Below are 12,729 nucleotides of genomic sequence, written 5' to 3' on the forward strand. Positions count from 1 at the left end.
CGTCGCACACACCGGTCCGACCGGCGCCGCCCGCACCGGACCGCGGTCACGGAACGCCACACCCGTGCGAGACGAGGAGGCCCCCGATGCAGGCAGCCGTAGGCGACACCCTGCTGGTGCACGGCAGGACCGTCGGGCACCACGACCGGACCGCGCAGGTCCTGGAAGTGCTAGGCCAGGACGGTAACCCGCCCTACCGGGTCCGGTTCGAGGACGACGGGCACGAGGCACTGATGTCCCCGGGCCCGGACACGGTCGTCCGACACCCCGGGGACCCGAGGTAACGGGTCCACGCCCGCCTCACCCGTTCTTCCGGCCGGAGCCCCCGGCCCCGTCAGCGCGGTGGTTCCGCCGGCCGCCGGTAGTGGTCGGCGACCACGCGTGCCATGGCCCCGATCTTGTCTTCTTCGACCTCCTTGGCGGAGAAGAACATGTGCCCCCGCACCTCTGTGTGCTCCTTGGCGAGGGTGAGGTGGCGGGAGAGTTCGCCCGCGTCCTGCCAGGCCGCGGGCTGCGCCGGGTCGCCCGCCTTGTACAGGGCCTCCCCGATGTACAGTCGCGTCCCGCTGCCCCGGGCGGTCTCCGCCCACCAGGGCAGCAGCGCGGCGTAGTCGGCGGCGGCGAAGCCGATGTTCCAGTACAGCTGCGGAACGATGTAGTCGATCCAGTTCTCCCGGACCCAGGTCCGGGTGTCCGCGTACAGATCGTCGTACGTCTGCACGCCGGCCCGCGTGTCCGAGCCCCGCTCGTCGGTCTCGGCGTTGCGCCACACCCCGAAGGGGCTGATCCCGAACTGGGTGCCGGGGCGGATCACCTTGATCTCCGCGGCGGTCTCCCGGACCAGCCGGTCGATGTTGTCGCGCCGCCAGGCGGCGCGGTTGGGGAAGCTCCCGCCGTACCGGTCGTACGCCGCGTCGTCGCCGAAGACCTGGCCGGCCACCGGGTACGGATAGAAGTAGTCGTCGAAGTGCACGGCGTCGACCGGGTACTTCCGCAGGGCGTCGAGCATGGCCTCGCGCACGAAGGCACGGACGGCGGGCAGGCCGGGGTTGTAGTAGAGCTTGCCGCCGTAGGGGACGACCCAGCCGGGGTTCCTCCGGGCCGGGTGCGAGGCGACGAGACGGCTCGGGTCGGGGTGGACGGCGATCCGGTACGGGTTGAACCAGGCGTGCAGTGCCAGGCCCCGGGCGTGGGCCTCCTCGACCGCCGTGCCGAGGGGGTCCCAGCCGGGGTTTTTGCCCTGGGTACCGGTGAGGTACTGGGACCAGGGCTCGTGCGGGGAGGGCCAGAGCGCGTCGGCGGTGGGACGGACCTGGAAGATCACCGCGTTGAGGCGGCGGGCCACGGCGGTGTCGAGGTGGGTGAGGAGTTCGGCACGCTGTTCGCGGGCGGGCAGTCCGGGTGCGGAGGGCCAGTCCCGGTTGAGCACGCTGGCCAGCCACATGCCGCGCATCTCGCCCTCGGCCGCCCTGTGGTGGGGGCGGGGCTCCCCGCCGGCGATGGCGGTACCGGCGGCCGCACCGCCGGCCGCCACCAGTGTCGCCGCCGCGGTCGCCCAGAACGTCCGTCGTGACATGCGTGGCTTCCGATGCATCGCCGTACCTCCGCGTCCCGCTTCCCGCGTGTCCGCGGCGTCGCGGACCGGTCCCGGCCAGCCTTCCACGGGCACCCGGAATACTGATCAGTAGACGTCACGGGTAACGTGCGGGTTTGGCGCAGGACCGAACCAGGGGTATCTGCCAGGCACGTGGACCAGTGAAAGGGACGATGTGACGGACTTCCCGACGGGAGATCTCGCACGAGTCGGAGTCGTGGGCTGCGGCCAGATGGGAGCGGGCATCGCCGAGGTGTGCGCCCGCGCCGGACTGGACGTGAAGGTCGCCGAGACCAGCGGCGAAGCTCTGGAGATCGGCCGTACCCGGCTGTTCAACTCCCTGTCCAAGGCGGCGGAGCGAGGCAAGATCACCGAGGCGGAGCGGGACGCGACGCAGGCGCGCCTCGGCTTCACCACCGACCTCGGCGAGTTCGCCGACCGTGACCTCGTCATCGAGGCGGTGGTGGAGAACGAGCAGGTGAAGACCCAGATCTTCCAGGTGCTCGATCAGGTGGTGACCCGCCCGGACGCGATCCTCGCCTCCAACACCTCCTCGATCCCACTGGTGAAGCTCGCGGTCGCCACCTCGCGGCCCGACCACGTCATCGGCATCCACTTCTTCAACCCGGCCCCGGTGCAGCAGCTCGTCGAGCTGATCCCGGCCCTCACCACCTCCGAGGGCACGCTCAGCCGGGCGCAGCTGTTCGCGGAGAAGGTGCTCGGCAAGCACGCCGTGCGCGCCCAGGACCGCTCGGGCTTCGTCGTCAACGCGCTGCTCGTGCCGTACCTGCTCTCCGCGATCCGGATGTTCGAGTCGGGCATCGCGGGCCGCGAGGACATCGACAACGGCATGGAGCTGGGCTGCGCGCATCCGATGGGGCCGCTGAAGCTCTCCGACCTGATCGGCCTGGACACCATCGTCTCCATCGCCAACAGCATGTACGAGGAGTACAAGGAGCCGCTGTACGCCGCTCCCCCGCTGCTCCAGCGCATGGTGGACGCGGGACGGCTCGGCCGGAAGTCGGGCTCCGGCTTCTACTCGTACGCCTGACTACGGACGGTCAGCCCGTCTCGTGCCCCACGGGCCCGGCACCTGGAAAGGTGCCGGGCCCGTCGCATTCACACACCGTGTGCGCGGCGGACACGCATATGCCGTTCGCACACTCTCCCCACTCGTCCACCAGGCGAGTTGACTTCACGTGCGCATGCAAGGGATGGGACGACTACAGAGAGGAGCCGACTCGTGGCCATCGACCCCGAGCATCCCGTGCACCACGGCGAACTCGCAGAGTTACGCCGCCGCCTGGATGTGGCGCACACACGCGTCGAAGGAGGGCTGACCCTGCTGAGCCACCGCGCCGAACAGAGCGCCAAGGAACTGGACGACCTGAACACCCGGGTCGTCACCCTGGAGCACGCCCGCTGGCCCCTGCCCGCGGTGGCGGCCCTCACGGCCCTGGGCGCCCTGGTGGTGTCCATCTGGCAGGCGCTGGGCCGCTAGGTCCGGAGGGCGGGACGCCCGGGGCTCAGGGCCTGGCGTCCTGCCCGAGACGCAGGTGGTGCAGCAGGAGCAGGGCGGCCGCCATGTTGGCGGCCGGGACCTCGCCGCGGGCGACCATGTCGGGCACGAGCTTGAGGGGAACCCATTCCCTGCGGTCCGACTCGAAGTCGTCCACCGGATGACCGACGTACGCGCCCTCGTCGGCCCAGTAGATGTGGTGCCGGGCGTCGGTGAGCCCGTTGGACGGCTCCACGCTCATCAGGTGGCGCAGGGGTCCCGGCCGCCATCCTGTCTCCTCCTCCAGTTCACGGGCGGCTGCCTCGGCGACGGCCTCGCCGTCCTCGACGACGCCCGCCGCGAGCTCCCACCCCCAGCTGTCGGTGATGAAGCGGTGCCGCCACAGCAGCAGCACCTCGTTGGCCTCGTTGATCACGGTGGCCACGGCCACGGGCCGCAGCCGTATCAGGAAGTGATCGAGGCGTCGCCCGTCCGGCAACGCGACATCTGCGAGATTGACGCTGAACCAGCGGTTCGAATACACAGTTTGTTCGCTCTGTTTCGCCCACTGCATGGTTCTGCCACCTTCCGCCGAGTAAGTGGCAATATCGCAGCAGGAGCTCGCTGACAGCAGGCGCACAGCCGGTGCACGGCCGCGCCCCGGGCACAGCGTCAGATCGGTACGCGCAGTGCTCCGTCGATGAGTTCGGCGGCCTCGGAGGTCCCCGCGCAGCCGCTGCGCACGAGGTGCTCGCGCACCGCCCGCAGTCTGTCGCGCAGGCGCATGGACTCCATTCCCCGTGCTCGCTCGGCCATTTCCACGGCGGTGGCCACCGCCTTGTCCGCGTTGCCCTGTCGCAGCTCGATCTGGCTGAGCATCGCGAGCCGGTGCACCCGCCCCCGGTCGTGCGCCGGGCTGCCGACGGCCGCCGCCGCGTGCTCCGCCGCGGCCGACAGATCGCCGAGACTGAGCAGCGCCTCCGCCACCTGTACGTTCACCAGGCCGGGCTGGACATAGCCGGTCTCATCGGGTTCATGCCCGCGCCGGATGTGCTCGGCGGCCTGCTCGGCCCGCCGGATGCAGGACAGGGCACTCGTACCGTCGCCCAGGTGTGCGTACGCCTTCGCCTGCATCGCGTAGAGGTCGGAGGAGAGGGCGGGAGTGATGTGCCGGCCGGCGGTGCGCAGCGCCGCCTCGGCGAAGGCGACGGCCTGCCGGTGCTCCCGCATGAACAGCGACTGGTTGACGAGGAGCGCGATCACATAGGCGCCCAGCCCCCGGTCCCCGCTGGCCTTCGCCAGCCGCAGCGCCTGGTGGAAGTACCGCTGGGCCAGCCCGTGGGCGTCGGAATCGTACGCGCAGATCCCGGCGATGGCCACCAGCCCCCCGGTGGCCCGGTGCAACTGGCGTCCGGTGGCATCGGTGTAGCTGCCCCGCAGCAGCGGCGCGGCCTCCGCGTTGAGGAACCCGACGATCCGGGTGCGCGTGGCGACACCGCCGGCCTTGCGGTACATCTGCTCGTAGTGCGCACGGGCCGCCCGCATCATCTCGATGTCGGCCATGCTCACCTGATGGTGCCCGCCCCGGGACACGTCGACGTCCTCCGGCGGGTTCTCCCACTCCCAGACCGGCATCACGGCCGGCGTGCCGGTGACGGCGGGGGCACCGAGAACGTGCGGGCGCTGCTGCTCGTCGGAGCGCCACAGCGCGGTGGCGCGCTCCACGAAACCGGAGAGCCCGGCACCGTGCGGGGCGACCGGCTCACCGGGCACGCCGAGCCCGATGTCGTCGAGGGTGACCGTCCGGCGCAGCCGTCCGGCGAGAACCTCGCAGATCAGGTCGGGCACCTGGCCGCGCGGTCGCTGCCCCTTCAACCACCGGGCCACGGCGGTGTGTTCGTAGCGCAGGGCGAGCCCCCGGGCCCGCCCCGCCTGGTTGACGTGGGCGGCGAGACCGGCGTGGGAGATGCCGGCCTCGTCGAGGATCGCGTCGAGCAGGGTGTTGGGCTGCATGGAGGCCCTCCGGTGGCTCGGTGCCGGCGCATCGCAGCGTAGCGCCTCCGCTTTCACACGGGGTGTGAAGGGAACGCCCGGATTCGGACGGTGCGCGCGCTGTCGCGGAGAGTGCCGGACCGGTTGACTGACATGCCTCGCAAGAGGCCGGCCGGGCCGCCGGCTCCCCCTCGTACAGTGCGGTGGCCCCGGCCGTGCGGGTCGCGGGCGACTACGGAGTGGGGGCGACCGGTGGGTTGTCGACCTCGGATGCGTCGTGGCTGATCGCGCCCCGCGGCGGAGCCGCGGATCCGTGCGGGCCCGCGGCCCTGCGGATCATCGGGCGTTCGTTGCGCAGGAGCAGTATCGCGATGTCGTCCTTGGGCCGTCCTCCCGTGTGGCGCAGGAGTTGCCAGAACACGGCCCGCAGGACGGTTCGGGGGGAAATGGGCCGGCCGCGTACGGCTTCCCTCAGCGCGGCCGCCAGGGGGAAGAAGCGGCCCTGGCTGTCCCTGGCGTCCTCCACGCCGTCCGTGTGCAGGAACAGGGTCTCGCCCGGGAGGAGTCGGCCGCAGGCGGTGACCGGGAGTTCGGCGGGCAGTGGAAAGAGCCCGAGCGGGGGCATGGGGTCGGCGCGGGCGACCGGTGTCGCCCGGCCCACGCCGAGCAGGTACGGCCAGGGATGCCCGCAGTTCAGGGCGTGCAGGGCACCGTCGGGGGCGATCTCCAGGAGGAGGACGGTCACGAAGTCCTCGGCGTCCTCGGCGTCCTCGATGTTCCCGGCACGGGCGCGGTCACGGTCGCGCAGATGCCGGGCGAGGGAACGGTCGAGGCGGGCGAGGACCCCGGCGAGCTCGGCCTCGTCATGGGCGGCCTCGCGGAAGCCGGCCAGCACGGCGGCGACGGTCCCGACGGCGGCGATGCCGTGCCCGCGCACGTCGCCGATCACCACCCGTACGCCGTGCTCGGTGGAGATCACCTCGTACAGGTCGCCGCCGGCCCTCGCGCCCCGGTCGGCGGAGAGCAGCGCGGCGGCGGTGGCCAGTCCGTCGATCCGCGCGGGCAGCGGCCTCAGCAGCGCGCTCCGCACGGCGTCCGCGGCCTCACGGGCCTGCCGTGCCTCCCGCAGCATCGCCCGCCTGGCGTGCAGCAGCAGCCCGGTGCCGGCCATGAGGCACACGGCACCACCGGCGGTCCGCGCCCCGACACGGGCGGACCGCCGACCGAACAGCCCGCGTCCTCGGAACCGTGTCCCCCGAGGAAGGCCAGCCCTGACTCGAATCATGCCGTTGGCCCCCCATCAGGCCCGGACAGCGCGTAGGCCCCAGCGGGGCCGGTCCGATTCTGTCCATCACCCGCGCCGTCAGGGGAGTCCGCTCGGGATTCTCACTCGAACGAGTGAGGTGACTGACCCCGGGCGCCCCTGGACCGGCGGCGAAGCCACCGTCCAGGGGACGGGGAACTGCCCCGACCAGCCACGAACCACCCGCGGCCGCCCGACGAAGCCCAGTCCCCCGCCCTCCTGACTCGCCTAGCTCCGCAGCACCGCGCCCGTGCGCTCGCCCGCGAGGGCGACCGCCGCGTCCCGGGCCGCCGAGGCCTCGTCCACGGTCAGCGTCCGGTCCGCGGCACGGAACCGCAGCGCGTACGCCAGCGACTTTCGCCCGTCACCGAGTTGCTCCGCGTTCTCGTAGACGTCGAACAGCCGGATGCCCTCCAGCAGCTCGCCCGCCCCCTCGCGCAGCGCGGCCTCCACGTCGGCGTGCGGCACGAACGCGTCGACCACGAGCGCGACGTCCTGCGTGGCCACCGGGAACGAGGAGATGCCCGGCGCCTGCGGGGTGCTGTCCCCCACCCGCTCCACGGCGTCCAGGTCGAGCTCCATCGCGGCGGTACGGGCCGGCAGCCCGAGCGCCTTGAGCAAACGGGGGTGCAGCTCACCGGCGTGCCCGACGACCCGCTCGGTGCCGTCCGCGACGATCACGAGCTCGGCGCACCGGCCCGGGTGCCAGGGGCCGTACTGGCCCTTGCGGACGATCAGCTCGGCGCCGGCCTCGCGAGCGACGGCACGGCCCGCCTCGACGGTGTCGGCCCAGTCGGCCGGACGGCCCCGGCCCCACCAGCCGGCCTGCTCACGGGCCCCGGCGACGACCACGGCGACATGGCGCGGCTGCTCGGGCAGCGCGGCGTTCAGTGCCGCGATCTCCTCGTCGGTTGGCCGGCGGTCGACCGGCGGCGCGACGGCGACGCGCTGCTCCTCGCGGGGGAGGAAGACCAGCCCGGTCTCGAACAGGGCGAGGTCGTGCGTGCCCCGGCCGTCGTTGCGCCGCAGCGCGCCGAGCAGGCCCGGCAGCAGCGACGTACGGAGCGCGGGCTCCTCGTCGTTGAGCGGGTTGGTCAGCCTGACGACACGGCGGGCCGGGTCGTCCGCGTCCAGACCGAGCTGGTCGAAGACCTGTTCGCCGATGAACGGGTAGTTCGGCGCCTCGACGTATCCGGCGCCGGCCAGCGCGCGGCCGACCCGGCGGTGCAGCCGCTGCCGGTGGGTCAGGCCGCGGCCCGAGGGCGGCTTGGGCAGGGTGGAGGGCAGGTTCTCGTAGCCCTCCAGGCGGATGACCTCCTCGGCGAGGTCGTTGACCTCGGCGAGGTCGGGCCGCCAGGACGGCACGGTGACGATCAGGTCGTCCGTCCCGTAGACGTCGCAGCCGACCTCCTGAAGGCGGCGTACGACGGTCTCGCGACCGTAGTGGACGCCCGCGACCTTGTCCGGGTGGTCCGCCGGGACGGTGATGGTGTGCGGCGCGGAGGGGGCGATCACCGCGGTGACGCCCGCGTCGGCGGTGCCGCCCGCGAGGAGCACGAGCAGGTCGACGGTGCGCTGGGCGGCGGCGGCCGCGGCCAGCGGGTCGACGCCGCGCTCGAAGCGGCGGGACGCCTCCGACGACAGCTTGTGCCGGCGGGCGGTCCGCGCGATGGCGACCTGGTCGAAGTGGGCGGCCTCGATGACGACGTCGGTGGAGGCGTTCCCTCCGTTCTCGGCAGCGTCGTGGTCCGCGATCTCGGTGTCGGCGCCGCCCATGACTCCGGCGAGGCCGATGGGGCCGCGCTCGTCGGTGATCACCAGGTCCTCGGCGTGCAGCTTCCGCGTGACGCCGTCGAGGGTGACGATCTTCTCGCCCTCCTCGGCCCGGCGCACGCCGATGGTGCCCTGGACGAGGGAGCGGTCGTAGGCGTGCAGCGGCTGGCCCAGCTCCATCATCACGTAGTTGGTGACGTCGACGGCGAGGGAGATCGGGCGCATGCCGACCTTCTGCAGCCGTCGCTTGAGCCAGATGGGGGAGCGCGCGTCGGGGTCGAGACCGGTGACGGTGCGGGCGGTGAAGCGGTCGCAGCCGAGCGGGTCGGAGACCTGGACGGGGTGGCCGAACGCGTTCGGGCCGGGGACGTCGAGGAGCGCCGGGTCGCGCAGCGGCAGCCCGTAGGCGATGGCGGTCTCGCGGGCGACGCCCCGGATCGACAGGCAGTCGCCGCGGTTGGCGGTGACGGCGATGTCGAGGACCTCGTCGACGAGTTCCAGCAGCTCGATCGCGTCCTTGCCGACCTCGGTCTCCGGCGGCAGCACGATGATGCCCTTGGTGCCGTCGTCGCCCATGCCCAGCTCGTCGCTGGAGCAGATCATGCCGTGCGAGTTGCGGCCGTAGGTCTTGCGGGCGGAGATGGCGAAGCCGCCGGGCAGTTCGGCGCCGGGCAGGACGACCACGACCTTGTCGCCGACGGCGAAGTTGCGGGCGCCGCAGACGATCTCCTGGGGCTCACCGGTGCCGTTGGCGGTGCCGACGTCGACGGTGCAGAAGCGGATGGGCTTCTTGAACTCCGTCAGTTCCTCGATGGTCAGCACCTGGCCGACGACGAGGGGGCCCTTGAGGCCGTCACCGAGCTGCTCGACGGTCTCGACCTCCAGACCGGCCGAGATGAGCTTGGCCTGGACGTCACGGCCGGTCTGGGTGGCGGGCAGGTCGACGTACTCCCGCAGCCACGAAAGCGGGACGCGCATCAGATCTCCATCCCGAAGGGCCGGGTGAACCGGACGTCACCCTCGACCATGTCTCGCATGTCTTCGACGTTGTGGCGGAACATCAGCATCCGTTCGATGCCGAACCCGAAGGCGAATCCGCTGTACTTCTCGGGATCGACACCGCAGGCGGTGAGGACCTTGGGGTTGACCATGCCGCAGCCGCCCAGCTCGATCCAGCCCTCGCTGGAGCAGGTGCGGCAGGGGCGGTCGGGGTTGCCGACGGATTCGCCGCGGCAGACGTAGCAGACCATGTCCATCTCGGCGGACGGCTCGGTGAACGGGAAGAAGTTCGGCCGCAGCCGGGTCTTCATGCCCTCGCCGAACAGGGCCTGGACCATGTGGTCCATCGTGCCCTTGAGGTCGGCCATGGTCAGGCCCTCGTCGACGGCCAGCAGCTCGACCTGGCGGAAGACCGGGGTGTGCGTGGCGTCCAGCTCGTCGGTGCGGTAGACGACACCGGGGCAGATCACGTAGACCGGCAGCTCACGGCTGAGCAGCGAGCGGATCTGCACGGGCGAGGTGTGCGTGCGCAGCACGACGCCGGACTCCGTGCCGCCCTCGGGGCCCTGCACGAAGAAGGTGTCGGCCTCGCCGCGGGCCGGGTGGTCCGGGCCGATGTTGAGGGCGTCGAAGTTGAACCACTCGGCCTCGACCTGGGGGCCCTCGGCGACCTCGTAGCCCATGGCCACGAAGACGTCCTCGATGCGCTCCGAGAGGGTGGTGAGGGGGTGGCGGGCGCCGGCCGGTACGCGGTCGTACGGCAGGGTGACGTCCACCGCCTCCTCGACCAGTACCCGGGCGTCCCGCTCGGCCTCCAGCTCGACCTGGCGGGCGGCGAGTCCCTTGTTCACCGCGCCCCGCGCCTGACCGACCAGCTTTCCGGCGGCGGCCTTCGCCTGCGGGGGCAGTGCGCCGATCTCGCGGTTGGCGAGGGACAGCGGGGAGGTGCCGCCGGTGTGGGCGACCTTGGCCTCCTGGAGCGCTTCGAGGGAGTCCGCGGCGGCGAAGGCGGCGAGCGCCTCGTCCCGCATGCGCTCGATCTCTTCCGGTTTCAAGGCCTCGACCTCTACCGGGTCGTACGACTTATTCGGTGCCGACATCTCTTCCCGTGCTTCCGATTGGCTGGCGGATGGTCCCCGTGACCGGCGCTCAGGGCCGTGTGCAGGACACAAAGGTGCCAAAGGCCGAGTCTAACGGGGTGGAGGTGTACGGATGCGCCCGCAGGCTGCTCAGGCGAGGTAGGCCGGAGCGCTCACGGGCAACGTAAATCGGAACTCGGCGCCGCCGAGGGGGGCGCGGCCGACGGTGATGGTGCCGCCGTGGGCTTCGACGATGCCCTTGACGATGTACAGCCCGAGGCCGGTGCCGCCGCGCTTGCTGCCCCGCCAGAAGCGGGTGAAGACGCGGTTCATGGACTCCTCCGGGATGCCGCTGCCCTCGTCGCTCACCGTGACCGACGTACCGGTGTCCTCCCCCTCTCGGGGGGACACCGTGGGCGTGACCTCAATCGTGACCGTTCCCTCGCCGTGCCGCACTGCATTTTCCAGCAGGTTGCTCAGCACCTGGTCGATCTTGTCCGGGTCGGCCCACAGGTCGGGGAGCGGCTGCCCGATCCGCAGCAGGAACCGGTCGGCGGGCTGCCCGGCGGCGACGTAGGCCTGGATGTGCCGTCCGACGGCCGCGCCGATGTCGACGGGCTGCCTGCGCACTTCGAGCCGCCCGGAGTCGATCCGTGAGATGTCCAGCAGCTCGGCGATGAGCCGGGTGACCCGGTTGGCGTCGGCGTCCACGGTCTCCAGCATCAGTTTCTTCTGGTCGTCCGTGAACCGCTCCCACTTGGCGAGCAGCGTCGCGGTGAATCCCTTGACCGATGTCAGGGGTGAGCGCAGTTCGTGGGCCACGGTGGCGATGAGTTCGGCGTGGCTGCGTTCGGTGCGGCGCCGGGCCTCGGTGTCGCGCAGGGAGACGACGACGCGGCGGACGGGTCCGGTGGGTTCGCTGCGGATGTAGCGGGCCGACACGAGGATCTCGCGTGCCCCGGGCAGCAACAGGTTCCGCTCGGGCTGTCCGACCCGGATGGCGAGCCCCCCGTACGGGTCGGTCAGCTGCCACCAGCGGCGGCCTTCGAGGTCTTCTAAGGGGAGGGCCCATTCGAGGGGGCGGCCGAGGGCGTCGGCGGCGGGGGTGGCGGTGATCCGGGCGGCTGCGGCGTTGAAACAGATCACGCGGCCGTTCTCGTCGGCCACGACCAGTCCGTCGGGGAGGTCGTCGGGGTCGATGCCCAACTCGGCGAGATCATCGTGCCGGGCCGCCGTCGGGGCGGGCACGTCCCGTGCCTCCCGTGTGCCGCTCGTGCCGACCCTCATCCCCGTACCCCACCTCTCGCGTTGTGCAGTGGGCCCCCGAGCCCGTCACCCTACTAGCTGGGCGTGACGGTGCGGCACCCTCCGAAGGCGCGCTGTGCACGGGCGGACGCGTAGAGACATACGGCGGCGGCGGTCGCCAGGTTCAGGCTTTCCGCGTTTCCGTGGATCGGCACCCGTACGACGGCGTCGGCCAGCTCCCGGGTCTCCTCGGGCAGCCCCCACGCCTCGTTGCCGAACACCCATGCCGTGGGTCCGCCCATCGTCCCCTTGTCGAGCTCCGCGTCGAGGTCGTCGTCGCCCGCGCCGTCGGCGGCGAGGATCCGCACCCCGGCGTCCCTGAGCCCCGCCACGGCCTCCTCGACGGGCACGCCGACGGCGACGGGCAGGTGGAACAGCGACCCGACGGAGGCGCGCACGGCCTTGGGGTTGTAGAGGTCCACGGACGCGTCGGTGAGCACGACCGCCTCCGCCCCCGCGGCATCGGCGCAGCGCAGTACGGTGCCGGCGTTGCCGGGGTCGCGGACGTGGGCGAGGACGGCGACGAGCTTGGGGCGGCTCGCGAGGATCTGCGCGAACGGGGTGTCGAGGAACCGGCAGACCCCGACGAGGCCCTGCGGGGTGACGGTGGTGGAGATGTCGGCGACGACCGTCTCGTCGGCGAGGTGCACGCGGGCGCCGGCCGCGCGGGCCCGCGCCACGATGTCGGCGTACCGCTCCGCGGCCTCGGCGGTCGCGAACAGCTCGACCAGGGTGTCCCCGTGCCCGGCGGCCTCCCGCACGGCCTGCGGCCCCTCCGCCAGGAACAGCCGGTCCTTCCCCCGGAAGTTCCGCTTCGCGAGCCGACGGGCCGCGGTGACGCGGGCGGAGCGGGGGGAGATCAACTCGGGGGCGGGCATGAGTCACCTTTTGGGTCTTGGCTCGGAGAGCTCGGGGGGTTCGGTCGTGGGCGACTGCGGGTCCGGTGGGGCTGGTCGCGCAGTTCCCCGCGCCCCTTGAAGACCAGGCCCCTGCGGGCCTCAAAGATCAGCCCTCGGCGGCCCGAAAGGCAACCGCGCGGGGCTGAAAGGCGACCGGCAGCGGGCCTGAAAAGCAAACGGCGGCGGGGCTGAAAGGCAGGGGGCGCAGCCCCTGCTTTTCAGGGGCGCGGGGAACTGCGCGACCAGCCCCCACCCACCCGCACCCGACAACGCACCCACAAAACACC

General features: G+C 72.1%; 11 protein-coding genes. 3 read left to right on the forward strand and 8 right to left on the reverse strand.

Annotation, left to right across the window (positions count from 1 at the left end):
• Window positions 1-86 precede the first annotated feature (86 nt).
• Complete coding sequence (locus ACFU5F_RS36355) at window positions 87-284, forward strand: DUF1918 domain-containing protein (RefSeq protein ID WP_383896971.1); 198 nt, start codon at window positions 87-89, stop codon at window positions 282-284.
• 50 nt (window positions 285-334) lie between these two features.
• On the opposite strand, the gene ACFU5F_RS36360 is transcribed toward ACFU5F_RS36355, so the two are convergent.
• Window positions 335-1,576 (reverse strand): glycoside hydrolase family 10 protein, encoded by a 1,242-nt coding sequence (locus ACFU5F_RS36360; protein WP_383896973.1) that lies wholly within the window; start codon window positions 1,574-1,576, stop codon window positions 335-337.
• Window positions 1,577-1,769: 193 nt separating this feature from the next.
• Between ACFU5F_RS36360 and ACFU5F_RS36365 the strand changes: the two genes are divergently transcribed.
• The gene (locus ACFU5F_RS36365; RefSeq protein ID WP_383896976.1) at window positions 1,770-2,645 is read left to right on the forward strand and encodes a 3-hydroxybutyryl-CoA dehydrogenase; all 876 of its coding nucleotides are present in this window, start codon (window positions 1,770-1,772) and stop codon (window positions 2,643-2,645) included.
• A 192-nt stretch (window positions 2,646-2,837) separates the two neighbouring features.
• A complete protein-coding gene (locus ACFU5F_RS36370) occupies window positions 2,838-3,095 on the forward strand; it encodes a hypothetical protein (RefSeq protein ID WP_045557154.1) in 258 nt (85 codons plus the stop codon).
• 25 nt (window positions 3,096-3,120) lie between these two features.
• On the opposite strand, the gene ACFU5F_RS36375 is transcribed toward ACFU5F_RS36370, so the two are convergent.
• The 7 genes from ACFU5F_RS36375 to ACFU5F_RS36405 form a co-directional block, all read right to left on the reverse strand.
• The gene (locus ACFU5F_RS36375) at window positions 3,121-3,666 is read right to left on the reverse strand and encodes an NUDIX domain-containing protein (RefSeq protein WP_383896979.1); all 546 of its coding nucleotides are present in this window, start codon (window positions 3,664-3,666) and stop codon (window positions 3,121-3,123) included.
• A 98-nt stretch (window positions 3,667-3,764) separates the two neighbouring features.
• The gene (locus ACFU5F_RS36380; protein WP_383896982.1) at window positions 3,765-5,105 is read right to left on the reverse strand and encodes a transcriptional regulator; all 1,341 of its coding nucleotides are present in this window, start codon (window positions 5,103-5,105) and stop codon (window positions 3,765-3,767) included.
• A 211-nt stretch (window positions 5,106-5,316) separates the two neighbouring features.
• Window positions 5,317-6,255 (reverse strand): PP2C family protein-serine/threonine phosphatase, encoded by a 939-nt coding sequence (locus ACFU5F_RS36385; RefSeq protein WP_383896984.1) that lies wholly within the window; start codon window positions 6,253-6,255, stop codon window positions 5,317-5,319.
• A gap of 360 nt (window positions 6,256-6,615) precedes the next feature.
• Complete coding sequence (gene pheT, locus ACFU5F_RS36390) at window positions 6,616-9,138, reverse strand: phenylalanine--tRNA ligase subunit beta (RefSeq protein WP_383896987.1); 2,523 nt, start codon at window positions 9,136-9,138, stop codon at window positions 6,616-6,618.
• The gene (pheS, locus tag ACFU5F_RS36395) at window positions 9,138-10,259 is read right to left on the reverse strand and encodes a phenylalanine--tRNA ligase subunit alpha (protein WP_275459601.1); all 1,122 of its coding nucleotides are present in this window, start codon (window positions 10,257-10,259) and stop codon (window positions 9,138-9,140) included. Before pheS ends, pheT begins: the two co-directional genes overlap by 1 nt.
• Window positions 10,260-10,388: 129 nt before the next feature.
• Entirely contained in the window at window positions 10,389-11,525 is a 1,137-nt protein-coding gene (locus tag ACFU5F_RS36400) for an ATP-binding protein (RefSeq protein WP_383896990.1), read from the reverse strand.
• Between the two features lie 53 nt (window positions 11,526-11,578).
• On the reverse strand, window positions 11,579-12,421 hold the full coding sequence (locus tag ACFU5F_RS36405) for a TrmH family RNA methyltransferase (RefSeq protein WP_383896991.1): 843 nt from the start codon (window positions 12,419-12,421) through the stop codon (window positions 11,579-11,581).
• Window positions 12,422-12,729: the final 308 nt, after the last annotated feature.

Source organism: Streptomyces sp. NPDC057438, from assembly GCF_042802995.1.
Taxonomy (GTDB): domain Bacteria; phylum Actinomycetota; class Actinomycetes; order Streptomycetales; family Streptomycetaceae; genus Streptomyces.

Excerpts from the sequence above, each read along its gene's own strand:
- ACFU5F_RS36355 (WP_383896971.1), top strand. The coding sequence starts at position 87 with ATGCAGGCAGCCGTAGGCGACACCCTGCTGGTGCACGGCAGGACCGTC.
- ACFU5F_RS36360 (WP_383896973.1), bottom strand. The coding sequence starts at position 1,576 with ATGTCACGACGGACGTTCTGGGCGACCGCGGCGGCGACACTGGTGGCG.
- ACFU5F_RS36375 (WP_383896979.1), bottom strand. The coding sequence starts at position 3,666 with ATGCAGTGGGCGAAACAGAGCGAACAAACTGTGTATTCGAACCGCTGG.
- ACFU5F_RS36380 (WP_383896982.1), bottom strand. The coding sequence starts at position 5,105 with ATGCAGCCCAACACCCTGCTCGACGCGATCCTCGACGAGGCCGGCATC.
- ACFU5F_RS36385 (WP_383896984.1), bottom strand. The coding sequence starts at position 6,255 with ATGGCCGGCACCGGGCTGCTGCTGCACGCCAGGCGGGCGATGCTGCGG.
- pheT (WP_383896987.1), bottom strand. The coding sequence starts at position 9,138 with ATGCGCGTCCCGCTTTCGTGGCTGCGGGAGTACGTCGACCTGCCCGCC.
- pheS (WP_275459601.1), bottom strand. The coding sequence starts at position 10,259 with ATGTCGGCACCGAATAAGTCGTACGACCCGGTAGAGGTCGAGGCCTTG.
- ACFU5F_RS36400 (WP_383896990.1), bottom strand. The coding sequence starts at position 11,525 with ATGAGGGTCGGCACGAGCGGCACACGGGAGGCACGGGACGTGCCCGCC.
- ACFU5F_RS36405 (WP_383896991.1), bottom strand. The coding sequence starts at position 12,421 with ATGCCCGCCCCCGAGTTGATCTCCCCCCGCTCCGCCCGCGTCACCGCG.